Source organism: Gelidibacter salicanalis (assembly GCF_016469035.1).
Classification (GTDB): Bacteria; Bacteroidota; Bacteroidia; order Flavobacteriales; family Flavobacteriaceae; genus Gelidibacter; species Gelidibacter salicanalis_A.
The window spans coordinates 142,493-165,629 of sequence record NZ_JAEHJZ010000003.1 but is presented as its reverse complement, the minus strand read 5'-3'; the positions used below and the strand labels follow the sequence as shown (position 1 = coordinate 165,629).

Here is a 23,137-nt window from a genome sequence, read left to right as displayed (position 1 = left end):
CACATTTTCCTTTTCGCAAAACTTGTGTGAGTCGCTTATCCCGCCCTTCAGCAGGATCTCATGAAAGATAAGTAAAATATTTAACCGAATATAAATTCCGCAAAACTGGTGTGAGTTGCTCGCACCACATCAAGGGATCTCAAGATTTCTAACCTTAATTTAAATAGCGAAATCTTCAAGAATTTCACAAATAAAAAATAAACCCATTCAAAATGCATCTTTTTTAAGTTTTTCACGTCTATTAGGTGAACCTAAAAAATAAACATCATGAATAATAACCAATGCGCATGTAATTGCGACAGTTGTCAAAAAGGAAATTGTGCAGCTTGTACTTGTGAAAATTGTACCTGCAACAACTGCAACTGTTAAGCTTAGTTTAAAATGTTAATAATAAGAGTCTATTTTAGTAATTTTATACTAAAGTAGACTCTTTTTTAATGCATTCTTATGAAAACAAAAGCGGTATGGAATTTATATTCGGAAGACATCAAACACTTTATTTTAGGTAAGGTCAAGGACGATGTGGCTACTGATGATTTACTCCAAGAAACATTCCTCAAAGTGCATGTAAAATTAGACACCTTACACGATGAGACTAAGTTAAAACCTTGGGTATTTGCTATTGCACGACACACAGTGATGGATTATTTTAGAAACCATCAGTCCATTAGCAGTCAAGCAGAAGACCATATTCCTGCTGACAACGCGCCCGCCGAGCATACTAAGGAAGACTGTTTGCGTGGCATTATTAAAAGCCTGCCTAAAAAATACAGAAATCCTTTAATTCTAGCGGATATTCAAGGACTCAAACAAGCACAAATATCTGAACGTTTAAAACTGCCGTTACCAACCGTCAAATCTCAAATTCAACGTGGTAGAAAACTAATTTCACAAGGCTTTGTGGAATGTTGTGATTTTAAAATAAATAATGATGGATATTTGGTAGGAGAGTTGAAAGAACGCGAGGAATGTAAAGTGTGCCATTAAGCAAACCCATAGTCAAGATATTGAAAGGTGGTGTTTATTTCTTGAATCTTATAACGTCATCATCCACGTATGCTGTAATCGGCGGAATTTTTTCAATTCACTTCTTAAAATGGGCAGATAATCTCTTCCATTACTATGACTTTTCTCTAAACGTCGGCAATTTTTATAAAGTAGGGTCGTCAAACGTTCCAAAGAAGCGATGTGTTTGTATTTTTTATCAGAATGACGTTCTAGTTCAGCATTGACAATTTCTGGAGCCAATGATGTGGATTGTTGTACGATATCACCAGAGAAATAAATGTGATGATCTTCAGAACCGTCTGGCTTTAAGTAAGATAAATCTTGGTTTAGATATGTAGATATATTTCTGGAAAGGGTAATAATATCCATGGCCTTTTTGTAAATAGGCAAATCTGATAGATGCGATGGAATTGGGTATACCATTTTTATGAAAAGCAATTTTATCAAATTTACAGACAAATTCAGACCTATTATAATCGGTTTTAAAGTAAAACCGTATATTTGCTTTAATAATTAAAACATTTTAGTTAATTTTATTTAAAATGAGTATAGATGCCCTTAGTTGGAAGATTTTAAAGTGTTTACAGAATAATGCGCGTCAATCCAATGCTGAAATTGGAAGACAAGTAGGTGTGAGTTCACCTGCAGTTTCTGAACGTATTAAAAAAATGGAAGATGCAGGTATCATTCAAGGATATCACGCTTTTGTGTCGCCGTTCGAAGCAGGATACCAACTCAAGGCTATTATCACTCTAAGGGCATTTATGGGTATGCTCAAACCATTTTTGGAAAAAGTAAAGACTTATGATGAAGTCTTGAATTGCTATCGCATAACGGGAAATGAAAACATCGTTATGGAAGTGGTTCTGAAAAATCAGAAACATTTAGAAAGCTTTATTGATCAACTGATTGTATATGGCGAAACAAAAACTCAGATTGTATTATCCCATGTGATCAAATACAATGAAGTCCGGCCAATAAAATAATTTTTTAGAACTCAGGTTTTCAGGAGTTTGTCTTTTTAATATGCGCAGCAATTAACTTTGCATGAATTCTTGAGTTTTCAATAAACCACTTATGCGTTTCTGTACCTCCACAAATAACACCCGCCAAATATAACCCTGGTACATTTGTTTCCATGGTTTCTGGATTGTATTGAGGTAATTGCGCTTCGTCTTCTGATAAGTGTATGCCTGCATCTACTAAAAACTTAAAATTGGGTTGATACCCAGTCAAGGCCACAACAAAACTATTGGCAAAGATAAGCTCACCTTTTGGTGTGTTGATGGTGATGTCTTTTTCTGTAACTTTGACAATTTCTGCATTGTAATGGGCAGTAATACTTCCTTCCTTAATCCTGTTAATAATATCCGGTCTTACCCAATATTTAACACGGTCTCCAATTTCTGACCCCCTTATAACCATCGTAACTTGTCCTCCCTTTCTCCAAATCTCAAGCGCTGCATCTACTGCCGAATTGCTAGCACCCACCACAACCACATCTTGCATAGCGTAAGGGTGTGCTTCATTGTAATAGTGCGTCACTTTTGGCAACGATTCTCCAGGAACATCCAACAGTTTCGGAATATCATAAAAGCCTGAGGCAATAACAACTTTGTCAGCGTGATAGGAGGATTTTGAAGAGGTAACTTCAAATTGATGCGCTACCTTTTTAATAGATTTAACCTCTTCGTACAAGTGAATGTTTAGCGTATTTGAGGTGGCAACACGTCTGTAGTATTCCAGCGCTTCATCTCTATTGGGCTTCGGATTGTTACTGATAAAAGGGACGTTGTCAATTTCCAGCTTTTCTGATGTAGAAAAGAAGGTCATGTTCTTCGGGTAATTAAAAAGAGAATTGGTCAAGGCCCCTTTTTCAAGCACAACATAGTCCCAATTTTGTTTTTTACACTCTAAGGCACAGGCAATTCCAATAGGTCCTGCGCCAATAATTAATACTTTATATGTTGTTGTCATGTTAAATTATCTGTTTTGTGGAGATTATTTGTTTTTTAAGATACATTAAAAGTCCCAAGCCTAGCAGTCCAAAAACACTCATGATGATCCAAGTTTTATGAAAGCCTAATGCATCTATTAAATGAAACCCCACATTATGTGCAAATATATGCGCTATTGAAAAGGCAATGCTATACAATGCCATATACTCTCCTTTCAATCCTCGTTTTGCTCTATCTAAGGCAAAAGAATTTGAGAACGGAAATACAATCATTTCGCCAAAGGTCAATAAAATCATACTAATAATAACAAAACCAAGCCATGGATCGATAATTAAAAATAGAAAACTGATGCAAATCAAAATCAGTCCAAAAACCATCAATCCGATTTTAGTATATGATTTGTTTTCAAACCATTTAATGAGTGGCATTTCAAAGATAAAAATCAAAAGTCCATTCATGGCCATGAGTAGCCCGATCTCAAATTCCGTAAGTCCGACACCTTCCTTGTAAAAATATGGAATGGTGGAAATTAATTGTAAAAATACAATTCCGAAGATCACCATGGCTGCCAGAAAAATAATAAAAGATTTGTCGGTGTAAGCCGATAGCGGACTGGAACTGACCTCCGTATCCAAGGTTTTTGATTTTTTAGGATGTAGAACTTTCAGGAGTAAAAACCCAGCAATCATACACGAAAATCCATCTATCCAGAATAAGGCGCCATAACTCATGGTGGTAATAATGAGTCCGCCAACCGCAGGTCCTGCAGAAAATCCTAAATTGATGGCCAACCGTATTAATGTGATGCTTCGGGTTTTATTTTCTGGTTTGCTATACGCGTTAAGCGCCACAAACATTGCTGGTCTAAACATGTCCGCAACAGCCATTAAGACGAAAATACCCAGACAAACCATATTAAAAGTCTCAAGATATTGCATGCCCAGAAACAGTACACCGCTCAGCACCAAACTGAGAACCATGACCTTGTAGTATCCAATAACATCTGTTAGTTTTCCACCAATCCATGACCCTACTAAGGAGCCAAAACCGAAGGCGGTCATAATCCAAGCCACATCATCCAAGGAAAAATTAAGGTCAGTGGTGAGGTACAGTGATAAAAATGGAATGACCATGGTGCCCGCTCTATTAACAAGCGTTATAAACGCCAACCACCAGACTTCTTTAGACAGTCCTCTGAAGGTGTTCAGATAAGCTTGCCCCACAGAATAATAAAAGAAATTAAAAATTTTCATTGTTGGTTTGGTTAAATTAGTGAAACTCAATTTTTAAAAGTTGCGAAGCAATGAATTAAAAATTGTTAGTTGAACTAATCCCGCTTTTTAGCGGGATCCTTGGGTTTTATTCCCCGACGCTCTGCGTCGAAATAAAAAAGGAACTTCTACTTGATACCTCGTATCCTTGGGTCGAGGTTGTTCATTACGATCAATAAAAAATGAAATTACCATCACAAAAGTAAAAAGTCCGACGTTGTGTCAGACTTTTTTATAGTGATCAAATGGTTGTTTACATCAGAGCATATAATACGTCAAACGCCTTTTGAAAGAGGTCCTAATTTGTGAATAGGAGACGGTATTATAAAGCATGATTGTTGTTTTTATTGTCGCTCAAAGCTAGGGAAAATAAGTTAAAGTTGTATTTTTGCAAATCAATTATTTTTTTTATGAAGACGTTACTATCAGTTATATTAGGATTTATATTTCTCTGGAGTTGTACTCAAAAAAAACAACAACTTCAGGGTGATACAGAGTTTCAAAGAGAACTTAATGCAGAGTTCAAAGATGCTTCCAAATCGCCTTTAAAAGATAAAGATCGAAGGGATTTTAAGGGGTTGGAATTTTTCGAATTCGATTCTACTTATGTAGTCAGCGCCAGCTTTAAAAGAACCGAAGATGAAAAGCCTTTCAAAATGAAAACCACCACAGATAGGTTAGCTACCTACGTGAAATATGGTGAGGTCAGCTTCACTTTAAATAATGATAATTTTCAATTGAATGTGTATCAAGATCAGGATTTATTAAACGAAGAAGAATTTGAAGATTACTTGTTTTTGCCATTTTTGGATGATACCAACGGAGAGGAAAGTTATGGTGCCGGACGTTATATCGATTTGAAAATTCCGGCAGATAATCAGATAACCATCGATTTTAATACCGCTTATAACCCCTATTGTGCGTATAACGAAAAATATTCTTGCCCAATTGTACCCCGAGAAAATTATGTGGATACTGAGGTTAGGGCAGGGGTGAAGGATTATAAGACATTGGTTGAGTAAGTCTCCAGCGGGGAGTCTTTAGTTGGCAGTTGGCAGTATGCAGTTAGCTGTCTTCACTCTTCAAAATGAGACCATCGGTCTTCTGGCATCTGACAATCTTATCCATTCAGCTCTTCACTAAGTACATGCCTCCAAAAACAGCCATAAACCCAACAACAAAACTTGCAATTGTATACACAGCAAAGCTCATAAAATCGCCCGATTTTAAAAACACGTGGTTTTCATAAGCAAAGGTTGAGAATGTGGTGAAACCGCCACAAAATCCTGTAGCGAGAAATAAAATTTGATTTTCTGACAGTGTATTGTTTTTCATGGCTAAACCAAGAATGATCCCAATAAGTAAACTTCCTAAGATGTTAGCGGCAAAAGTGCCATAAGGAATGCCTGTGGTAGGACTGTTGAGGTATCTTCCGATTATAAATCTAAGAACGCTCCCAATGCCACCGCCCACAAAAACTAATACTAATTGTTTCACAGGGCTTCAGCATTTTCCTTAATTGGAATATAGATTTCAGTAATCCAATCGGCAGGGTTGGGGAGACTGGCATGATCATTTTTATAGACCTCAAAAGGACTCATTTCTGAAGCTTCCAGATTTTTATCTTGTAGATGTTTTCTGGCAGCTGCCCAAGCTTCCATGACATGAGAATAGTTTCCTTTTAGGGTCACCTTGACTGCTCCAGTACGCTCCATATAGCCACTGAGGACATTACTGTTTTCGGCAACCAAAACATTTTCGCTTACAGGAATGGCATTACTCATGATGACGTTGCCATTTTCAGCGTTCATTTCAATATAAATACTCATTGGCATCCCGCTAGCAGTTACATTATGACGATCCATAAAAGCCGAAATTTCTTTAAATTGTTTTACCATAGAGGCACTTTTGTTACTGCCAGTAGATGAAATGGTTTTATACATATAAAATCCACCGCCATAATCCGTCAGCCCATCTACAGTAATGGTATAAACCGACATACTTTCAATAACCTCGCTATCTAAATTTTCAAGATCGGTTTTGAATTGATGTGTAAGTTCTTCTACATTATCTCCGAACAGAGCGAATTTGGCTTTGGTCATAAAAGATAATCTATCGGCAATAAGGGTACGTGTTACATTTGTAGAACCGTCGCGGTTGGATTGAAAGATCCACTTCAAATCTGATTGTTTAATGCGTCCGCTTGTATAGGTTTGAATGATGGAATCTGTAGGATGCGTATTTTCTGTTTGTAATGTCTCGGAGGATTTCCAAAATGAAGACCGATCATTTTTTATGGAATCATCAACAGCTTTAAAAACAACAGTTTTTGGAGCATTGATGGTCGTGCTTTCTGAAATTGTAAAGGAATTAGGTTGGACAGCCACGTAAATAGCCATTCCAATAAATGCAATTAACAGTAAAAATAAGAGATATTTTAAAAATTTCATCCGCGGTTTTTGTAATGTTAATCAAAGATAGACAATTTTATAGTATCTTAATAAATATTACATTTGTTGTATAATAATTTAAAATTTAACTGATGAACTTAAAAATGATTTTCGGAATTGCATTGGCAATGAGCTTGACTTATTCCTGCAAGAACGAATCAAAAACAAATACTGACGCACAAGCGGATACCGTGGCGTACAAAGACAGCAAAGCGTCATTTGATTATAATGTGGAGCAGTTTGCTGATATTAAAATTCTGCGTTACCAAATTCCAGGCTGGGAGAACTTGACCTTAAAAGAACAAAAATTAGTCTACTATTTAACGCAGGCAGGATTAGTGGGTCGCGACATTATGTGGGATCAAAATTACCGTCATAACCTCAAAATCAGAACGGCATTAGAAACAGTCTATTCCAATTACAACGGTGATAAATCGTCAGACGATTGGAAAGCTTTTGAAACCTATTTAAAACGTGTTTGGTTCGGGAATGGGATTCATCACCATTATTCCAACGATAAAATAAAGCCTGAATTCTCCAAGGAATTTTTGAAAACTTTGTTAGCTGAAACCAATGCTACACTAGAGGGAGAAGCCTTTGAAGTTATTTTTAACGATAAGGATGCTAAGAAAGTCAATCAGGCAAAAGGTGTGGATAATGTGGCACAATCAGCGGTTAATTTCTATGGTCCAGATGTGACCACTGCTGATGTGGAGAAATTCTACAAAAATAAAAAATCACCTAATCAAAAAAAACCACTATCTCATGGACTGAATTCTAAATTGGTGAAAGAAAATGGTGAGGTAAAAGAATTGGTGTACAAATCAGGAGGACTCTACGGATCAGCAATCGACGAAATTGTTAAATGGTTGAAGCTGGCGCAAGGAGTTGCTGAAAACAAAGAGCAAGGTGACGCTTTGGGATTATTGATAGACTATTATAATACCGGCGATTTACAAACATGGGACGACTATAATGTAGCTTGGACCGCTGCAACTTCTGGTAATGTAGATTATATCAATAGTTTTATTGAAGTCTATAATGACCCATTGGGATACACAGGTTCTTATGAAAGTATTGTGCAAATCAACGATTTTGACATGTCGCAAAAAATGAAGGTTTTGTCTGATAACGCACAGTGGTTTGAAGATAATTCACCTTTAATGGATGCGCATAAAAAGAAAAATGTAGTTGGGGTGACCTATAAAGTGGTCAATGTGGCTGGCGAAGCTGGCGATGCGTCTCCTAGCACGCCTATTGGGGTCAACTTGCCCAACGCTAACTGGATCCGTGCTGCAGTAGGAAGTAAATCGGTTTCTCTTGGAAACATTATCAACGCCTATAACAATGCGGGGAGCACAGACCGATTGAAAGAATTTGTTCATGATGATGAAGAATTGCAATTGGAAGAGCAGTATGGTCAAATAGCCGACAAGTTGCACACGGCCTTACACGAAGTTATTGGTCATGCCTCAGGACAATTAAATCCTGGTATTGGCGAGACTAAAGAAACCCTTAAAACCTATGCATCAACCTTAGAGGAAGGACGAGCGGATTTGGTTGGGCTTTACTATTTGTACAATCCAAAATTACAAGAATTAGGATTGGTAGACGACTGGAAAAAAATGGGAATGGCTGCCTATGATGGTTATATCCGTAACGGATTGATGACACAGCTGATCCGTTTGAATATAGGCGATGATGTTGAAGAGTCCCATATGAGAAACAGACAATGGGTGAGTGCTTGGGTTTTTGAAAAAGGGCAAAAGGATAACGTCATCGAAAAAGTAACGCGTGACGGTAAAACCTATTACAACATCAATGACTATGATCAATTACATGAGCTTTTCGGACAATTGTTACGTGAAACACAACGTATCAAATCAGAAGGAGATTATAAAGCCGTGGAGAATTTAGTGGAAAATTATGGGGTAAAGGTCGATCAGAAATTGCATACAGAAATTTTGAAAAGAAATGAGCAATTTACCGGTGCGCCTTATAGCGGTTTTGTAAATCCTGTATTAGTACCAGAGATGGATGATACTGGTGAGATTACAGCTATTAAAGTAACCCAACCAGAATCTTTTCCTATCCAAATGTTAGAATACAGTAAAACGTATAGCTTTCTAAAAGGCGATAATTAATTTCTAAAGAAGTTGATAAATGTAAAAGCAGGATATTTAAAATATCCTGCTTTTTTATTTCAAGTCATTCTTAAGGAGTAAAATTAAGAAATATGCTGCTTAGCAAACAGAGGTCAAAGATGAGTTAATCATACAATGACATACTTCACCAGACTAAGCATTACAATAAATCCAATAAAAGCAAGTAGAATCCAGAGACTTCCTTTGTAATATTTTCGGTGTAGTTTTAAGTCTTTACGATAGGTGTAAAACAATACAACAGCAAAGACAATTGCAAATAAACCTCCAAAAACCAATTGACCATTTGTAAACATATCGCTATTTTTATGCAAAATTACTCAAACTATTGTAATCCGAGACATGGATGTCTTAAAAATGGTGGATTTGCCATAAATATCTTTTAGTTTTTATTCACTTTAAAATAAATTCATGAGTGTCCGGTAAAATAAGTAGAAAGTTTACAAAGTCCATTAAAGTAAGACCTGGTAAGAGATATTAAAAATGGTACCTTGCTATTTAAAACCAATTTCACTTAGAGAGATTGGGTAAATTTAATTTAGAATAACGATTGTTTATCAGTCAGTTATAATCAAATCTCTGTTCTTTTCCCGATAGTTATCGGGACTATAAGCGCAGCGATCTTTATTCTTTATCGGACAATAATGAAATAAATTATAAAAATGATCTCCCTATGAAAAAGAAAATTGAAGCCGTTAAAGCTTTTCATACCGCCTTTAAGATTGGCCATAGAGAAACGCCAAAAGCCAATTTGGGGATAGAGAAAAATATGCTGCGTTACAAACTGATGCGAGAGGAAAATGAGGAATATTTGGACGCTGCCAATGCTAATGATCTGGTTGAAGTGGCGGATGCTTTAGGAGATATGCTCTACATTTTATGTGGCACCATCATTGAACATGGTTTACAACATAAAATTGAAGAGGTCTTTGACGAGATCCAAAAGAGCAATATGAGCAAACTAGGCGCAGATGGGGAACCAATTTATCGCGAAGACGGAAAAGTGCTGAAAGGCCCCAATTATTTTGTCCCAAATATTGATAAAATACTCAATCCTTAAAACATTAAAACCCCAATTTCCATAGCTGATCTATTATAATTGGGGTTTTAAATTGAGTTCCTGTTTCAGGATTTTACCTCGTATCTCCAACCGTGCTTATCTTCAGCCAAATTGTGCTGAATGTTAAGCATTTTATCTTTGAGAGTATCAGCGTATGAATTTTCAATATTTGGAAGCTCAAACAGCTCTTCTGCATGTTCAAATGCTGAAATAGGACTGATAACTGCAGCAGTTCCTGTTCCGAAAATTTCTTTTAACGAACCATTTCTTGAGGCCTTCTTAAGTTCCGTCACCGTTATTGGTCGTATTTCTACATCAATGCCATTGTCTTCAGCTAATTGAATGATGCTTTTTCGTGTCACACCATCTAAAATTCGATCGCTTACCGGAGCAGTAATCAGAGCGTCATTTACTCTAAAAAACACATTCATGGTGCCTGCTTCTTCCAATTTTTCATGAGTGTCAGCATCGGTCCATATAATTTGCTGAAATCCTCTTTTTTGTGCAAGACTTGTAGGGTAAAATTGAGCGGCATAATTTCCTGCTGCTTTAGCAAAACCTACACCACCATTAGCTGATCTACTGAATTTTTCAGCAACTAATACCTTAATTTTATCACTGTAGTATGCTTTTGCTGGAGAGCAAATAATCATAAATCTGTAATTGCTTGACGGCGAAGCCGAAATAGCAGGATCGGTAGCAATAATAAAAGGTCTCAGATATAAAGAATTGCCTTTGCCCGGTTTTACCCATTCACTATCCATTTGTAGCAATTTGGTGATGCCCTCAAAGAAATACTCTTTAGGGAATTCCGGCATTGCTAAACGCGCTGCGGATTTATTGATTCGGTTGAAGTTGTCTTCTGGTCTGAACATCCACAACTTGCCGTCATCATCCTTATAAGCTTTCATACCTTCAAAAACAGCCTGTCCGTAATGAAATACGCGTGCAGATGGGTCTAGGGTCATCGCCTGGTAAGGTATGATCCTTGGCGTTTGCCAGGCATTGTTTTCAAAGTCACATATAAACATATGGTCGGTGAAAATTCTCCCAAATATCAAATTATCAAAATCAACAGCGTTAATTTTCGAAGTGTCTGATTTTACGATATCGATTTCGTATGTAGTAAGTTTTGTCATCTTATTTTGTTTGATGCTGCAAATTTAGTCATTTCTTGCAGTATAAAAAACCAAAAAATTGTTTTAAAAAAAGTTATATTTGTCACGATTATTTTTATAGAAATCAACTTATTATGAGAAAATTGCTTATAGTTTTCGGAGTTTTATTGTCGGTAGTCGCCTGTAAAACTGTGGATAAAAATACAGCGATAAAAGCCGTTGAACAGACCAATGGAAATTATACATCCATAGGAACAAATTTTACCGCTGACGCTGCAAAATCGACATCAGATATGGCCGATGCTTACACAGCAATGCGTATTGGAGACACTATTAATGCCAAAATGGTTGGTACAGTAGATGAGGTGTGCCAGTCTAAAGGTTGTTGGTTGAAACTTAATCTTGAAGATGGGAATCAGGTTATGGTAAAATTTAAAGATTATGGGTTTTTCATGCCTAAAGATATTGCGGGACAAGAGGTGGTGCTTAACGGAAAGGCGTATGTAAATGAAGTGCCGGTAGAGGAGCAACGTCATTATGCTGAAGATGCAGGCCAATCTGCTGAGGAAATTGAAGCGATAATTGAGCCTAAGAAAACATTTTCTTTTGAGGCGGATGGCGTACTGTTAAAATCCGAATAATCCTTGCAACGAAAAATTATTACTACCGCAGATGGTTCAAAAACCATTCAGATAGAAGAATGGAATGAACAGTACCATTCTATTCATGGTGCTATACAAGAAGCAAACCACGTGTATATCAAACATGGTTTGCTTTTTTGCTTTGATATTCTTGCGGGTCTTAGACCTGTTTTGAAATCTGAAGATTCTTTAAATGAAAACTCTCGAAATCTTTCTGTTTTAGAAATTGGTTTTGGTACCGGTTTAAATTGTTTTTTGACTTTATTGGAAGCAGAAAAACACACGGTGGATATCCAATACTGTGGCGTGGAGGCATTTCCTATTTCTGCTGAAGAAATGGAAGCGCTAAACTATGTTGAAGAACTTCAGGTTAATGAAAGAAAACATGTGTTTGACCAATTGCACCTTAGTGCATGGGAGCATGACGTTCCATTAACGCCACATTTTAAACTTCAGAAACAGCAAAAGTTGTTCAAGGATATTACTGCAAAAAACCAGTTTGATCTGATTTATTTTGATGCTTTTGGAGCCCGTGTACAACCTGAGTTATGGACAGAATCTATATTCCGTATCATGTTTGATGCTTTAAAAACAAAAGGTGTTTTAGTAACCTATGCCGCCAAAGGCAGTGTGCGCCGTGCGATGCAGGATGTTGGTTTTAGTGTGGAAAAATTGCCGGGACCTCCAGGAAAGAGGGAGATGCTAAGAGCCACGAAAGGCGATGACCTGCCTTTTTGAAGAACGCATTCAAAGAAAAAGAATGGGAAGTACATAAAACTTAAAGAAAGTAATTGGTAGTGGCTGAAGCTTCCCGGGACTAATTATATGTTAATTGTGTTAAACCTACCGTAAATTGATCATTAATGAGAGGTGCATTTATTAACTTTATGAAAAGCATAATTATAGATGATCATATTAATTACGGGAGCGACAGGTTTGATAGGGAAGGAGATTGTAAAGCGCTGCCATGAGGAGGATATTTCAGTCCATTACTTGACCACATCAAAAGAAAAAATCGAATCTCAGGATAATTATAAAGGGTTCTATTGGAATCCGAAAGAAGGGGTTATAGATTCCAAATGTTTTGAAGACGTTGATGCCATAATTAATCTAGCAGGTTCCAACATAGCGCAGCGATGGACTGACAGTAATAAAAGAACCATTATGGAAAGCCGCATCAATACCCTTCAATGTCTTAAAAAGGCGCTGTCAGAGGTGAAAAGTCATCAAGTTAAACACATCCTTTCCGCAAGTGCTATTGGGCTTTATCCACATTCCTTTACAAAATACTATGAAGAGTCCTGTGGCAGAGTATCGCCTACGTTTTTAGGTAAGGTAGTATCAGCCTGGGAAAACGCAGTAGATGAGTTTTCAGAATTAGGGTTAGTGGTCTCCAAAGTAAGAATAGGATTGGTGCTCGATGATACAGAAGGGGCACTGCCACAAATTGTAAAACCTACCGCCTTAGGGTTTGGAGCAGCTTTCGGGTCTGGAGATCAATGGCAATCCTGGATTCATGTGTATGACCTTTCTAGAATATTTGTTTATGTCATTCAACAAGAACTGGAAGGTGTTTATAACGGCGTGGCGCCAAACCCCATTACTAATACAGAACTTACCAAAGGGGTTGCAAAGGCGCTGCATAAACCCTTATTCTTACCAAATATACCTGAATTTGCTATGAAGTTGGTCTTGGGTGAGATGCACATTCTGCTTTATGAAAGTCAGCGTGTGAGTTCAAAAAAAATAGAAGAGAACGGCTTTGGGTTTACGTATTCCAATCTTCAGCCCGCTCTAGAAGATTTGCTTCAAAAGGAATAGTGATATGGCTTACGGTTTCTTGAATTTTAGTAAAAAGAAACCATCTTAGATGTAGATGGCTTCGTAAACTGTATGTTAATTGTGGTAAGCAATTATGCCTTCCTCTTTAAATCTCTCAAAAATGATTTAGCTAACTTGGCGTAGGCCTCAGCCACTCTGCTATGGATTGAGAAATCATAACCCATTGCATCGGCACCTTTAACATCTTCATATTTTACTTTAAAAATTGCCGTCTCCTCACCGCGTTTGTAAATGGAAATAATAGCGTCAATACGCGCTGGTTTTCGCATAACCCCTACGTTCCAACCATGATAGAGCTTTGTAGTATGCACCTTTAAAACATACTCAGAATCGTTATAATCTTCACTCGACTTTTCGTCACCTCTTTTGTTAAATGATTCCACAAATCGAGGTTCATAATGCACGTCTCTATCGGAATAATACTTCTCTTTCCAAATTAGACCGTCTCCAGGATTAGATTCCTCTTTCTCCTTCATCTTTACTGCGATATAATCTTCTTCCTTGTCAAAATCTGGAATTTCAATGTCTGAATAGTCAAATTCGAGATCAAATTTTTCAATTGAGGTCAAAGATTTCCATTGGCCTTCAATGAGAAGGGGTTTTTGTGCCATTGTGGAAAGGGTGAATAAAATGGCTAAAAAGCTTAAATTGTAATGTTTCATAGGTGTCTGATTTTTTAGTAATGAAAAGTAGGAAATATCCTTTACACATGACGTCATATGAAATAAAATTTTGGATTTTTTCACAATGCACACTTTTAAGGTGAAGGAAATCAACCTTGGGTCTCTCATTCAAAATATGACCCTCTTAAAAGACTTATAATACGGTAATGCAGCAGCATCAAAATTCAGATAAACTTACCAAAGTTTATGAATTGCCTTGAGTTGAAACTTTTGTAGAACCTTATAAGTTAACAAATGATAAATTAATCTATGACATTTTGACATTTTATGAATAATGGCAGTACTTTTGCCAATTGAAAAATGAAGATTTAAAATGAAGTTCAAAATTATGAGCAAAAAAGATAAAGTAGAAGACGTTGAAACAAACGTTGAGGATCCTATACATGAGACTCCACAAACTGAAGAGTTAAGTGTTGAAGAGCAGTTGCAAGAAGACTTAGGTAAAGAAAAAGATAAGTTTTTACGGCTGTTTGCAGAATTTGAAAATTATAAAAAACGCACGACCAAAGAACGAATGGATTTATTCAAAACGGCAGGTCAAGATGTAATAGTGTCACTTTTACCGGTATTGGACGATTTTGATAGAGCTCTTAATGAGATTTCAAAGTCAGATGAAAATGAACTCTTAAAAGGGGTGGAATTGATACGCAACAAATTTAAGAATACTCTAGAAATTAAAGGTCTTGAAGAGGTAGCTGTAGAAAAGGGAGACGTTTTTAATGCAGATTTGCACGAGGCCATTACCCAAATTCCGGCGCCTTCTGATGATTTGAAGGGTAAGATTATAGATGTTATTGAAAAAGGCTATAAAATGGGCGATAAAGTGATTCGTTTTCCTAAGGTAATTACAGGGTCTTAAACCAAGCGAGTGATTATTTAGGAATAGATTAGAAATACTATACAATGAAGGAAGATTATTACGACATACTGAAAATAGACAAAAGTGCTTCGGCTAGCGACATTAAAAAAGCGTATAGAAAGAAGGCTATAAAGTATCATCCAGACAAAAATCCAGACGATAAGGCGGCAGAAGACATGTTCAAAAAAGCTGCTGAAGCTTATGAAGTGCTGAGCAATCCTGAAAAGAAGGCTCGTTATGACCAATTTGGTCATCAAGCATTCCAAGGGGGTGCGGGTGGTTTTAACGGTGGCGGCATGAATATGGACGACATCTTTAGTCAGTTTGGTGATATTTTTGGTGGCGGCTTTGGCGGCGGTGGCGGATTTTCAGGTTTTGGTGGTGGCTTTGGCGGTCAGCAAAGACGTGTTAAGGGCAGTAATTTACGAATTAGAATTACCTTAACCTTAGAAGAAATAGCCAACGGCGTTGAGAAGAAATTAAAAGTGAAGCGTAAAGTTCAGGCTTCAGGCACAACTTATAAAACCTGTACAAGTTGTAATGGTTCTGGACAGGTGATGCGAGTCACCAATACCATATTGGGGCGTATGCAAACATCTTCGCCATGTCCTACATGTGGTGGTGCGGGAGAGATGATTGATAAAAAGCCAGCTGATGCAGATGCACAAGGCTTGGTACTACAAGAAGAAACGGTTTCTGTTAAGATTCCAGCCGGTGTTGTGGATGGTATGCAGTTAAAAGTAACAGGAAAAGGGAATGAGGCACCAGGAAATGGGATTTCTGGAGATTTACTGGTTGCCATTCAAGAAGAAGAGCACAGCACGTTAAAACGCGAAGGAGACAACTTGCATTATGATTTGTATGTGAGTTTACCAGATGCAGTTTTAGGTAACAGTCAAGAAATAGACACCGTTACGGGCAAAGTAAGAATCAAGATTGAGCCAGGCGTTCAATCTGGTAAAATACTGCGTTTAAGAGGTAAAGGAATCCCTAGTATCAATGGCTACGGAAAAGGTGATCTATTGGTGCACATTAATGTGTGGACGCCAAAAACCTTGAATAAAGAGCAAAAAGATTTCTTCGAGAGTATGAGGAATGATGAGCATTTCCAGCCTAAACCGGAAAGTTCTGATAAATCGTTTTTTGAAAAAGTCAAAGATATGTTTTCATAACCACGGCGTATTTTGATAAAAATGACTATATTTGGATATCACTACTATATTTAGTGATAATTTTTCTTTTTCATAGCAATTTTTTCCCATCCTTAATTTTTTAAGGGTGGGTTTTGTTTTTTAGACCGTTTTGATTTTGTAAATAGTGAAAATAATATGCGGTTTTAATCAAAAATTAAAGTGTATAACCAGTCCTGAACTCTAACATTTAATATATTTACAAATCTTTTAACTGAACTATTCAAACCCTCATTTATGAACAACTTATTGGTTGCTAATTCTGTTTCCAAGAGTTTTGGAGACTTTAAAGCACTAAATAATGTCTCTATAGAAGTTGCAAAAGGCAGCATTTTCGGACTCCTTGGTCCCAATGGAGCAGGTAAAACAACGCTTATCAGAATCATCAATCAAATTACAATGCCAGATGCTGGCGAAATTCTGTTGGATGGTGCTCCGTTAAAACCGCATAATATCAGAGATATTGGTTATCTGCCTGAAGAACGTGGGTTATATAAGAGCATGAAAGTAGGGGAGCAGGCCATCTATTTGGCACAATTAAAAGGACTTACCAAACAAGAAGCAAAAGACCGTCTTAAATACTGGTTTGATAAATTGGATATTGGGGATTGGTGGAATAAAAAGATTCAGGAGCTCAGTAAAGGACAGGCTCAAAAAATACAATTTATAGTCACGGTACTTCACCGACCAAAATTGTTGATTTTTGACGAACCTTTTTCTGGGTTCGACCCTATAAATGCTTCGCTTATTAAAGATGAAATCTTACAGTTGAGGGATGAAGGCGCCACCGTAATTTTTTCCACTCACCGTATGGAATCTGTAGAAGAATTATGTGATCATATTGCACTCATCCATAAATCCAATAAAGTGCTAGACGGAAAGTTGACCGATGTGAAGCGTCAATTTAAAACCAATACCTTTGAAGTGGGTTTACAATCTTCAAATCCGGAAGAAGTGACCCGACTGATTAAGGAGCAATTTGAGGTGTTCCCGGCAACGTTTAGAAATTTGAGTGACGATGTTAAAATGAATATCAAACTGCCTCAAAACACCTCTCCTAATGATTTGTTAAGCTTTTTAACTTCAAAGGCTGAAATTCATCATTTTGTTGAAGTTATTCCCAGTGCCAACGACATCTTTATCCAAACTGTAAAAAATAACTAATAATGAATCATTTACCGCTGATCATCAAAAGGGAGTATTTGAATAAAGTGCGCAACAAGTCTTTCATTGTCATGACGTTCTTAAGTCCGATAATTATGATTGCCCTGATTGCTGTCGTAGCTTATCTGTCTCAAATGAGTAATGATAAACAGCGCACCATTTCCATTGTAGATGAAACGGGGTTGGTAGGTGATGTTTTTGAAAGTTCAGAATACACAACCTACACGCTTCTCGATAACCTACCCTTTGATGCTGCAAAAGAACTTGTAAAGGGCAACAATAATTTTGGATTGTTGTACATTAAAAAAAGCGCAGACACGACCAAGTTGGTAGAAAGGATTAATTTTTATTCTGATGAATCGCCATCTCTGTCCATCATATCAGGTTTGGAACGCCACATAGAAAAACGTCTATCTGACGTTAAACTTCAGAATGAAGGCGTCGATATAGAACAAATTAGGGCGTCTAAAACTAGAGTTAATATCGCACAAGAAACGTTTGAGGGAGAGAAAACATCTAAAATTGACAGTTATTTAAAATTAGCATTTGGAGGCGCCGCAGGCTATTTATTATTCATGTTTATCATTATTTATGGTAATATGATCATGCGAAGTGTTATTGAAGAAAAGACGAGTAGAATTATTGAGATCATCATTTCTTCTGTAAAACCCATCCAATTGATGATGGGTAAAATTATTGGCACCTCATTGGCAGGCGTGACACAGTTTGTTATATGGATCATCCTTGGAGGGGTGCTTTTATCAGTTGTATCTGCAATTTTTGGAGTTGATTTAATGCAAATTCAATCGCCACAGCAAGAGATGATCAATCAAGCCATGACCGCTTCAGACGCCCAAAATATGGCGCAAGAGCTAATCACTGGTTTTATTAATCTGCCAATTTTGAATCTGTGTGTCGCCTTTTTGTTTTTCTTTATTGGTGGTTATCTATTATACAGCTCTCTATATGCCGCTATTGGGGCTGCTGTAGATAATGAAACAGATACCCAGCAATTTATGATGCCCATTATCATGCCGCTTGTGTTGGCAGTGTATGTAGGTGTGTTTACGGTTATTGAAGATCCACATGGCACTGTATCTACCGTGTTTTCATTTATACCGTTCACTTCACCGGTAGTTATGTTAATGAGAATTCCGTTTGGTGTTCCAATATGGCAACAGTTATTATCGTTTGCTATACTCGTATGTACCTTTGTATTTACCGTATGGTTTGCGGCCAAAATTTATAGGGTTGGAATTTTGATGTACGGAAAGAAACCCACATATAAGGAACTATTTAAATGGTTGAAGTATTAAAAAGTCATGAAAGAAATTAAGGAATTTCTAAATTTATCAATCCACTTGAGCGATGAGATCGTTATAAGTGTGAGAGATATTTTGATATTGGCGGTTGTGCTGTTCGTGGCGACGATAATTCTTCGAATCGTCAATAAGATAATAACACGCAACCTTCCATTGCCAAATAAAAGAAAGGTCAATACGGTGTTTTCATATTTTCGGTACTTGGTTTATATGATCATTTTATTCATCATGCTGCATTCGTTCGGTGTACCTGTTACTGGAGTTTTTGCAGCATCAGCGGCCTTGTTGTTAGGGATTGGATTGGCACTTCAAACCTTGTTTCAGGATATCATTTCAGGGGTCTTTATTTTGGTAGATCAAACCGTCCATGTAGGTGATATTATTGAATTGGATGGTAAAATAGGACGTGTAGATGAAATAAAATTGCGGACTACCAGAGCGACCACAGTAGATAATAAGGTCCTGATTATTCCTAACCATTTCTACCTTACCAATAGTCTTTATAATTGGACCCAAAATGGGACCACAACCAGGGAAAGCGTTAGTATAGGGGTAGCTTATGGGAGCGATGTGCAACTCGTCAAAAAAATTCTTTTAGAAGTAGCTAAAAATCATCCAGCCGTATTGGATACTCCGGAACCTTCAGTTTTATTTACGGATTTTGGTGAAAGTTCATTAAATTTTAAAGTCGCATTTACATTAAATGACAGTTTTAACGTGCGCTTCCCACAAAGTGATATGCGCTTTGAAATTGATCGCTTGTTCAGAGAGCACAACATAAGCATTCCTTTTCCACAAAGAGACATACACATTATTGGCAACCCATCTTCAAGTAAAGTATAAATTTTATGTCCCCAAAACAAAAGACTAAAATCTTGTCCCTATGTATAATGCTTATCAGCTTCAGGCTTACATCGCAAACCTCAGATTTGATGCGCATAGAGTATTTAAACCTTCCTAACAGCAGCACCAAAAATTCGGTAAACAGATTTAGAGGACTTTTCCAATTGCCTTTAAAGATAAAAGAAGGGAATTATTTGGTGATTGGAGGCGAATATCGTTACCTCGATTTAAAATTGGAAAATGTTCCTTTTGAGACGCATGATCTTCAATCCATTCAAACCATTGAAGGCGCTATCGGATATTTAGTTAAGCTTAAAGAAAGTGACTGGTTTTACGGTTTCAAAGTGGGGATGCGTTTAGCGTCTAATTTTGAGTCTAAGTTAATATCTGACGATTATTTGTATCTTGTTGCCGCTTATGCCATTCGGGACCGGACAAAAGAAGGTGCGGCAGACAAACCAAATAGGTTGATATTGGGTTTGGACTATTCAACTACTCCAGGACGCAATTATCCTTTGCCAATTCTGAATTATTATAGAGAGTTTCATCCCAATTGGACCTATACTTTGGGCGTTCCAAAGACCAATTTGCGGTACAAGTTTAACAACAAAAATCATGTACAGGCTTTTGTAACCTTAGACAATTTTTTCGCCAACATTCAAGGCAATAAGACCGTTAATGGAAAGCACGCTGAAAATATTTCCCAAACTATAATTTTAGGCGGATTGGGTTATGAGTATTATTTTGCGGAACATCTTTTGTACTACGGGTATGCCGCTTACAGTATTTCCAATGATTACAGGTTGAGAAATAACAAAAGAGATGATATTTATACCATAGATGATAAAAATACACTCTATTTTAGAACAGGAATAAAATTTAAATACTAAAAATGCCAAAAATATTAGTAATAGAAGACGAAGCAAGCATCAGAAGGGTCTTAGTTAAAATTCTTTCTGAAGAAAATGATAGCTATAAAGTAGAAGAAGCCGAAGACGGCCTAGCAGGAATTGAAAAAATAAAAAACGAAGACTATGATTTGGTGCTATGCGATATTAAAATGCCAAAAATGGACGGTGTTGAAGTTTTAGAAGCGGTCAAAAAAATAAAACCAGAAACAACGATGGTTATGATTTCAGGTCATGGCGATTTGGATACCGCGGTCAATACCATGAGACTTGGTGCCTTTGATTATATTTCAAAACCACCAGATTTAAACCGATTACTCAATACCGTAAGAATAGCTCTAGATCGGAAAGAACTGGTGGTTGAAAACAAAATGCTCAAGAAAAAGGTGGGCAAGAATTATGAGATGATAGGAGAAAGTAAAGCTATTTCCCACATCAAAGACATGATAGAAAAAGTTGCCGCTACAGAAGCACGCGTCTTGATTACGGGTCCAAATGGTACAGGTAAAGAGCTTGTAGCGCATTGGCTTCATCAAAAAAGCGACCGTTCAAAGGGTCCCTTAATAGAAGTCAACTGTGCAGCCATCCCTTCAGAATTGATTGAGAGTGAATTGTTCGGTCATGTTAAAGGGGCTTTTACCAGTGCTGTAAAAGATAGAGCTGGAAAGTTTGAAGCAGCCAATGGGGGTACGCTTTTTTTAGATGAAATTGGAGATATGAGTCTTTCCGCGCAAGCCAAAGTGTTGAGAGCTCTGCAGGAGAGTCGTGTACAACGTGTGGGTAGTGACAAGGATATTAAAGTTGATGTGCGTGTTGTTGCTGCAACCAATAAAAACTTGACTAAAGAAATAGAAGAAGGAAGATTCAGAGAAGATCTATACCATAGGTTGGCAGTAATCCTTATCCAAGTCCCGTCTTTAAACGATAGAAGGGAAGATATTCCACTATTGATAGACTATTTTTCGAATAAAATAGCCAGTGAAAATGGTACTGCGGCAAAAAGATTCACTGACAAAGCCATTCAACAATTACAAGAATATGATTGGACCGGAAACATTAGAGAATTGCGAAATGTTGTTGAACGTCTTATAATTCTTGGTGAAACGGAAGTAAGTGAAAATGATGTGAATCTATTTGCATCAAAATAATCTGAGATGATCAAACTGACCCAGTATAACAGAAGAGCGCTTTATGGAGGGATCATCTCTACCCTTATAATGGGGCTTGGAGCATACTTTATGGGTCACATTAGTGGTTATGAAGCTAAGGTGTTAATTAAATCATCGCTGCCTGGAATTAACACATTATGCAATACTATAGCCTTGGCTTCTGCCACTATTTTGGCACTTTTGCTCACCCTGCTGAGTGTGAGTTCCAGCACAAAATCGAAGCTCACCAAAGAACATTATACACATATATTGCTCATTGCAAAAATAGATACCACAGTTTTTATATTTGCAATTATATTTTTTCAGTTTTTAAACATTCCAATTACTGAAGCTGATAATGTTCCAAGTTCTTGGTATACTTCAATTTATTACATCAGTTTAGGACTGTCATCTGTTCTGAGTGGAGGATTGATAAGTGTGGTTTTAATGCTCTTTAATGCTGTAAGCAGTATGATTAAAATTATAGGTCTGGAAGTTAAAGATCATCCTTTAATGATTCAGGAAGATGAAGAAGAGAAAGAACATCAAGATCAATAAACATTTGAGTACTATATAATAAAATCAAATAACTTAAATTTTATGAAAGATATTAATATTGATGATTTCAAAATTAAGGACACTGTTAATATAGAAGATCTTGAAACCACTTTCAATTTGGAGGCTTCAAAAGGTGAGATTAAAGATGGCCTGAAAGAGATCCGCAAAGGTTTGGGTGAAATTCAGGATAAGATGTATGCCCATGGTAAATATGCGGTTTTAGTGTGTTTGCAGGGTATGGATACAGCAGGGAAGGACAGTCTAATCCGTGAAGTCTTCAAAGATTTCAATTCGCGGGGTGTGGTGGTCCACAGTTTTAAAGTGCCCACCAGTTTAGAGTTAAAGCATGATTTTTTATGGCGCCATTATATCGCACTCCCCGCGCGTGGTAAATTCGGTATCTTTAATCGTACCCACTACGAAAATGTGTTGGTAACCCAAGTGCATCCTTCCTATATTTTAAATGAAAACATTCCTGGCATTGATAGCGTTGACGATGTTAACGATGCCTTATGGAACAAACGCTATGAAGCTATCAATAATTTTGAGAAGCACATTGCAGAGAATGGTACGTTAGTGTTTAAGTTTTTCTTAAACCTCTCCAAAAAGGAACAAAAAAACAGATTGTTGAGACGTTTGGATCGTGAAGATAAAAATTGGAAATTTTCTCCTGGAGATTTAGAAGAACGCAAACTTTGGAATGATTATATGGCTTGTTATGAAGAGCTTCTCAACAGAACTTCAAAATCTCATGCGCCGTGGTATGTCATCCCTTGCGATGACAAAAAAACATCACGGTATTTAGTGGCCAAAGTGTTGTATGATACATTAAAAACATATAAAGATATTAAAGAGCCAGAATTGGATGATGCTATTATGGCTAATTTGGAATTGTACAAAGAGCAATTGAAAAACGAATAAGCTCAACCTTTCAGGGTTTCAGCCTAAAGTT

Annotated in this window: 25 protein-coding genes; 17 read left to right on the top strand and 8 right to left on the bottom strand. The window is 37.0% G+C overall.

What is annotated here, in order from left to right; all coding sequences use genetic code 11:
- The first annotated feature begins 447 nt into the window (after nucleotides 1–447).
- Nucleotides 448–987 carry a sigma-70 family RNA polymerase sigma factor gene (locus JEM65_RS01840; RefSeq protein ID WP_199596840.1) on the top strand — a complete coding sequence of 180 codons (540 nt, stop codon included), beginning with the start codon at nucleotides 448–450 and terminating at the stop codon, nucleotides 985–987.
- A 48-nt stretch (nucleotides 988–1,035) separates the two neighbouring features.
- Here the strand turns inward: JEM65_RS01840 and JEM65_RS01835 are convergent, their stop codons facing one another.
- Nucleotides 1,036–1,431, bottom strand: a complete 396-nt coding sequence (locus tag JEM65_RS01835) for a hypothetical protein (protein WP_199596839.1) — start codon at nucleotides 1,429–1,431, stop codon at nucleotides 1,036–1,038.
- A gap of 119 nt (nucleotides 1,432–1,550) precedes the next feature.
- Between JEM65_RS01835 and JEM65_RS01830 the strand changes: the two genes are divergently transcribed.
- Nucleotides 1,551–1,994 carry an Lrp/AsnC family transcriptional regulator gene (locus JEM65_RS01830; RefSeq protein WP_199596838.1) on the top strand — a complete coding sequence of 148 codons (444 nt, stop codon included), beginning with the start codon at nucleotides 1,551–1,553 and terminating at the stop codon, nucleotides 1,992–1,994.
- 19 nt (nucleotides 1,995–2,013) lie between these two features.
- Here JEM65_RS01830 and JEM65_RS01825 read toward each other — a convergent pair whose 3' ends face one another.
- Together JEM65_RS01825 and JEM65_RS01820 are read right to left on the bottom strand one after the other, a co-directional pair.
- Nucleotides 2,014–2,985: a YpdA family putative bacillithiol disulfide reductase gene (locus JEM65_RS01825; RefSeq protein WP_199596837.1), complete on the bottom strand. Its 972-nt coding sequence runs from the start codon at nucleotides 2,983–2,985 to the stop codon at nucleotides 2,014–2,016.
- Nucleotide 2,986: 1 nt separating this feature from the next.
- The gene (locus JEM65_RS01820; RefSeq protein WP_199596836.1) at nucleotides 2,987–4,219 is read right to left on the bottom strand and encodes an MFS transporter; all 1,233 of its coding nucleotides are present in this window, start codon (nucleotides 4,217–4,219) and stop codon (nucleotides 2,987–2,989) included.
- Nucleotides 4,220–4,647: 428 nt separating this feature from the next.
- Between JEM65_RS01820 and JEM65_RS01815 the strand changes: the two genes are divergently transcribed.
- Nucleotides 4,648–5,259 (top strand): DUF1684 domain-containing protein, encoded by a 612-nt coding sequence (locus JEM65_RS01815; RefSeq protein ID WP_199596835.1) that lies wholly within the window; start codon nucleotides 4,648–4,650, stop codon nucleotides 5,257–5,259.
- A 106-nt stretch (nucleotides 5,260–5,365) separates the two neighbouring features.
- On the opposite strand, the gene crcB is transcribed toward JEM65_RS01815, so the two are convergent.
- Together crcB and JEM65_RS01805 are read right to left on the bottom strand one after the other, a co-directional pair.
- On the bottom strand, nucleotides 5,366–5,734 hold the full coding sequence (crcB, locus tag JEM65_RS01810; protein ID WP_199596834.1) for a fluoride efflux transporter CrcB: 369 nt from the start codon (nucleotides 5,732–5,734) through the stop codon (nucleotides 5,366–5,368).
- Nucleotides 5,731–6,687, bottom strand: coding sequence for a GyrI-like domain-containing protein (locus JEM65_RS01805; RefSeq protein WP_199596833.1), 957 nt, complete (start codon nucleotides 6,685–6,687; stop codon nucleotides 5,731–5,733). Before JEM65_RS01805 ends, crcB begins: the two co-directional genes overlap by 4 nt.
- Nucleotides 6,688–6,779: 92 nt before the next feature.
- Between JEM65_RS01805 and JEM65_RS01800 the strand changes: the two genes are divergently transcribed.
- Nucleotides 6,780–8,831, top strand: a complete 2,052-nt coding sequence (locus JEM65_RS01800) for a dipeptidyl-peptidase 3 family protein (RefSeq protein ID WP_199596832.1) — start codon at nucleotides 6,780–6,782, stop codon at nucleotides 8,829–8,831.
- A gap of 128 nt (nucleotides 8,832–8,959) precedes the next feature.
- On the opposite strand, the gene JEM65_RS01795 is transcribed toward JEM65_RS01800, so the two are convergent.
- Nucleotides 8,960–9,145, bottom strand: a complete 186-nt coding sequence (locus JEM65_RS01795) for a hypothetical protein (protein WP_199596831.1) — start codon at nucleotides 9,143–9,145, stop codon at nucleotides 8,960–8,962.
- 377 nt (nucleotides 9,146–9,522) lie between these two features.
- Here JEM65_RS01795 and JEM65_RS01790 point away from each other — a divergent pair, with 377 nt between their 5' ends.
- Nucleotides 9,523–9,909, top strand: coding sequence for a nucleoside triphosphate pyrophosphohydrolase family protein (locus tag JEM65_RS01790; protein WP_199596830.1), 387 nt, complete (start codon nucleotides 9,523–9,525; stop codon nucleotides 9,907–9,909).
- A gap of 65 nt (nucleotides 9,910–9,974) precedes the next feature.
- Here JEM65_RS01790 and JEM65_RS01785 read toward each other — a convergent pair whose 3' ends face one another.
- Nucleotides 9,975–11,048, bottom strand: a complete 1,074-nt coding sequence (locus tag JEM65_RS01785; RefSeq protein ID WP_199596829.1) for a branched-chain amino acid aminotransferase — start codon at nucleotides 11,046–11,048, stop codon at nucleotides 9,975–9,977.
- A gap of 113 nt (nucleotides 11,049–11,161) precedes the next feature.
- Between JEM65_RS01785 and JEM65_RS01780 the strand changes: the two genes are divergently transcribed.
- The 3 genes from JEM65_RS01780 (at nucleotide 11,162) to JEM65_RS01770 (ending at nucleotide 13,489) form a co-directional block, all read left to right on the top strand.
- Nucleotides 11,162–11,668 (top strand): DUF4920 domain-containing protein, encoded by a 507-nt coding sequence (locus JEM65_RS01780; protein ID WP_199596828.1) that lies wholly within the window; start codon nucleotides 11,162–11,164, stop codon nucleotides 11,666–11,668.
- A gap of 3 nt (nucleotides 11,669–11,671) precedes the next feature.
- Nucleotides 11,672–12,406 carry a tRNA (5-methylaminomethyl-2-thiouridine)(34)-methyltransferase MnmD gene (mnmD, locus tag JEM65_RS01775; protein ID WP_199596827.1) on the top strand — a complete coding sequence of 245 codons (735 nt, stop codon included), beginning with the start codon at nucleotides 11,672–11,674 and terminating at the stop codon, nucleotides 12,404–12,406.
- 168 nt (nucleotides 12,407–12,574) lie between these two features.
- A complete protein-coding gene (locus JEM65_RS01770) occupies nucleotides 12,575–13,489 on the top strand; it encodes a TIGR01777 family oxidoreductase (protein WP_199596826.1) in 915 nt (304 codons plus the stop codon).
- Nucleotides 13,490–13,581: 92 nt separating this feature from the next.
- Here JEM65_RS01770 and JEM65_RS01765 read toward each other — a convergent pair whose 3' ends face one another.
- A complete protein-coding gene (locus JEM65_RS01765; RefSeq protein WP_199596825.1) occupies nucleotides 13,582–14,172 on the bottom strand; it encodes a hypothetical protein in 591 nt (196 codons plus the stop codon).
- A gap of 349 nt (nucleotides 14,173–14,521) precedes the next feature.
- Between JEM65_RS01765 and JEM65_RS01760 the strand changes: the two genes are divergently transcribed.
- From JEM65_RS01760 to JEM65_RS01720, 9 genes are all read left to right on the top strand, one after another.
- Nucleotides 14,522–15,052: a nucleotide exchange factor GrpE gene (locus JEM65_RS01760; RefSeq protein WP_199596824.1), complete on the top strand. Its 531-nt coding sequence runs from the start codon at nucleotides 14,522–14,524 to the stop codon at nucleotides 15,050–15,052.
- Between the two features lie 44 nt (nucleotides 15,053–15,096).
- Nucleotides 15,097–16,224 (top strand): molecular chaperone DnaJ, encoded by a 1,128-nt coding sequence (gene dnaJ / locus JEM65_RS01755; RefSeq protein WP_199596823.1) that lies wholly within the window; start codon nucleotides 15,097–15,099, stop codon nucleotides 16,222–16,224.
- A 255-nt stretch (nucleotides 16,225–16,479) separates the two neighbouring features.
- A complete protein-coding gene (locus JEM65_RS01750; RefSeq protein WP_199596822.1) occupies nucleotides 16,480–17,406 on the top strand; it encodes an ABC transporter ATP-binding protein in 927 nt (308 codons plus the stop codon).
- A 2-nt stretch (nucleotides 17,407–17,408) separates the two neighbouring features.
- Nucleotides 17,409–18,722: an ABC transporter permease gene (locus JEM65_RS01745; RefSeq protein WP_199596821.1), complete on the top strand. Its 1,314-nt coding sequence runs from the start codon at nucleotides 17,409–17,411 to the stop codon at nucleotides 18,720–18,722.
- A 6-nt stretch (nucleotides 18,723–18,728) separates the two neighbouring features.
- Nucleotides 18,729–19,571 carry a mechanosensitive ion channel family protein gene (locus tag JEM65_RS01740; protein WP_199596820.1) on the top strand — a complete coding sequence of 281 codons (843 nt, stop codon included), beginning with the start codon at nucleotides 18,729–18,731 and terminating at the stop codon, nucleotides 19,569–19,571.
- Nucleotides 19,572–19,660: 89 nt separating this feature from the next.
- The gene (locus JEM65_RS01735) at nucleotides 19,661–20,461 is read left to right on the top strand and encodes a hypothetical protein (protein ID WP_233530484.1); all 801 of its coding nucleotides are present in this window, start codon (nucleotides 19,661–19,663) and stop codon (nucleotides 20,459–20,461) included.
- 2 nt (nucleotides 20,462–20,463) lie between these two features.
- Nucleotides 20,464–21,627 (top strand): sigma-54-dependent transcriptional regulator, encoded by a 1,164-nt coding sequence (locus JEM65_RS01730; RefSeq protein ID WP_199596819.1) that lies wholly within the window; start codon nucleotides 20,464–20,466, stop codon nucleotides 21,625–21,627.
- A gap of 6 nt (nucleotides 21,628–21,633) precedes the next feature.
- Nucleotides 21,634–22,185, top strand: coding sequence for a hypothetical protein (locus JEM65_RS01725; protein WP_199596818.1), 552 nt, complete (start codon nucleotides 21,634–21,636; stop codon nucleotides 22,183–22,185).
- 42 nt (nucleotides 22,186–22,227) lie between these two features.
- Nucleotides 22,228–23,106 (top strand): PPK2 family polyphosphate kinase, encoded by an 879-nt coding sequence (locus JEM65_RS01720; protein WP_199596817.1) that lies wholly within the window; start codon nucleotides 22,228–22,230, stop codon nucleotides 23,104–23,106.
- Nucleotides 23,107–23,137 lie beyond the last annotated feature (31 nt).

What these genes read in the sequence shown, in the direction of transcription:
- JEM65_RS01840 (WP_199596840.1), top strand. Translation starts at nt 448, where the DNA reads ATGAAAACAAAAGCGGTATGGAATTTATATTCGGAAGACATCAAACAC.
- JEM65_RS01835 (WP_199596839.1), bottom strand. Translation starts at nt 1,431, where the DNA reads ATGGTATACCCAATTCCATCGCATCTATCAGATTTGCCTATTTACAAA.
- JEM65_RS01830 (WP_199596838.1), top strand. Translation starts at nt 1,551, where the DNA reads ATGAGTATAGATGCCCTTAGTTGGAAGATTTTAAAGTGTTTACAGAAT.
- JEM65_RS01825 (WP_199596837.1), bottom strand. Translation starts at nt 2,985, where the DNA reads ATGACAACAACATATAAAGTATTAATTATTGGCGCAGGACCTATTGGA.
- JEM65_RS01820 (WP_199596836.1), bottom strand. Translation starts at nt 4,219, where the DNA reads ATGAAAATTTTTAATTTCTTTTATTATTCTGTGGGGCAAGCTTATCTG.
- JEM65_RS01815 (WP_199596835.1), top strand. Translation starts at nt 4,648, where the DNA reads ATGAAGACGTTACTATCAGTTATATTAGGATTTATATTTCTCTGGAGT.
- JEM65_RS01805 (WP_199596833.1), bottom strand. Translation starts at nt 6,687, where the DNA reads ATGAAATTTTTAAAATATCTCTTATTTTTACTGTTAATTGCATTTATT.
- JEM65_RS01800 (WP_199596832.1), top strand. Translation starts at nt 6,780, where the DNA reads ATGAACTTAAAAATGATTTTCGGAATTGCATTGGCAATGAGCTTGACT.
- JEM65_RS01795 (WP_199596831.1), bottom strand. Translation starts at nt 9,145, where the DNA reads ATGTTTACAAATGGTCAATTGGTTTTTGGAGGTTTATTTGCAATTGTC.
- JEM65_RS01790 (WP_199596830.1), top strand. Translation starts at nt 9,523, where the DNA reads ATGAAAAAGAAAATTGAAGCCGTTAAAGCTTTTCATACCGCCTTTAAG.
- JEM65_RS01785 (WP_199596829.1), bottom strand. Translation starts at nt 11,048, where the DNA reads ATGACAAAACTTACTACATACGAAATCGATATCGTAAAATCAGACACT.
- JEM65_RS01780 (WP_199596828.1), top strand. Translation starts at nt 11,162, where the DNA reads ATGAGAAAATTGCTTATAGTTTTCGGAGTTTTATTGTCGGTAGTCGCC.
- JEM65_RS01770 (WP_199596826.1), top strand. Translation starts at nt 12,575, where the DNA reads ATGATCATATTAATTACGGGAGCGACAGGTTTGATAGGGAAGGAGATT.
- JEM65_RS01765 (WP_199596825.1), bottom strand. Translation starts at nt 14,172, where the DNA reads ATGAAACATTACAATTTAAGCTTTTTAGCCATTTTATTCACCCTTTCC.
- JEM65_RS01760 (WP_199596824.1), top strand. Translation starts at nt 14,522, where the DNA reads ATGAGCAAAAAAGATAAAGTAGAAGACGTTGAAACAAACGTTGAGGAT.
- dnaJ (WP_199596823.1), top strand. Translation starts at nt 15,097, where the DNA reads ATGAAGGAAGATTATTACGACATACTGAAAATAGACAAAAGTGCTTCG.
- JEM65_RS01750 (WP_199596822.1), top strand. Translation starts at nt 16,480, where the DNA reads ATGAACAACTTATTGGTTGCTAATTCTGTTTCCAAGAGTTTTGGAGAC.
- JEM65_RS01745 (WP_199596821.1), top strand. Translation starts at nt 17,409, where the DNA reads ATGAATCATTTACCGCTGATCATCAAAAGGGAGTATTTGAATAAAGTG.
- JEM65_RS01740 (WP_199596820.1), top strand. Translation starts at nt 18,729, where the DNA reads ATGAAAGAAATTAAGGAATTTCTAAATTTATCAATCCACTTGAGCGAT.
- JEM65_RS01735 (WP_233530484.1), top strand. Translation starts at nt 19,661, where the DNA reads ATGCGCATAGAGTATTTAAACCTTCCTAACAGCAGCACCAAAAATTCG.
- JEM65_RS01730 (WP_199596819.1), top strand. Translation starts at nt 20,464, where the DNA reads ATGCCAAAAATATTAGTAATAGAAGACGAAGCAAGCATCAGAAGGGTC.
- JEM65_RS01725 (WP_199596818.1), top strand. Translation starts at nt 21,634, where the DNA reads ATGATCAAACTGACCCAGTATAACAGAAGAGCGCTTTATGGAGGGATC.
- JEM65_RS01720 (WP_199596817.1), top strand. Translation starts at nt 22,228, where the DNA reads ATGAAAGATATTAATATTGATGATTTCAAAATTAAGGACACTGTTAAT.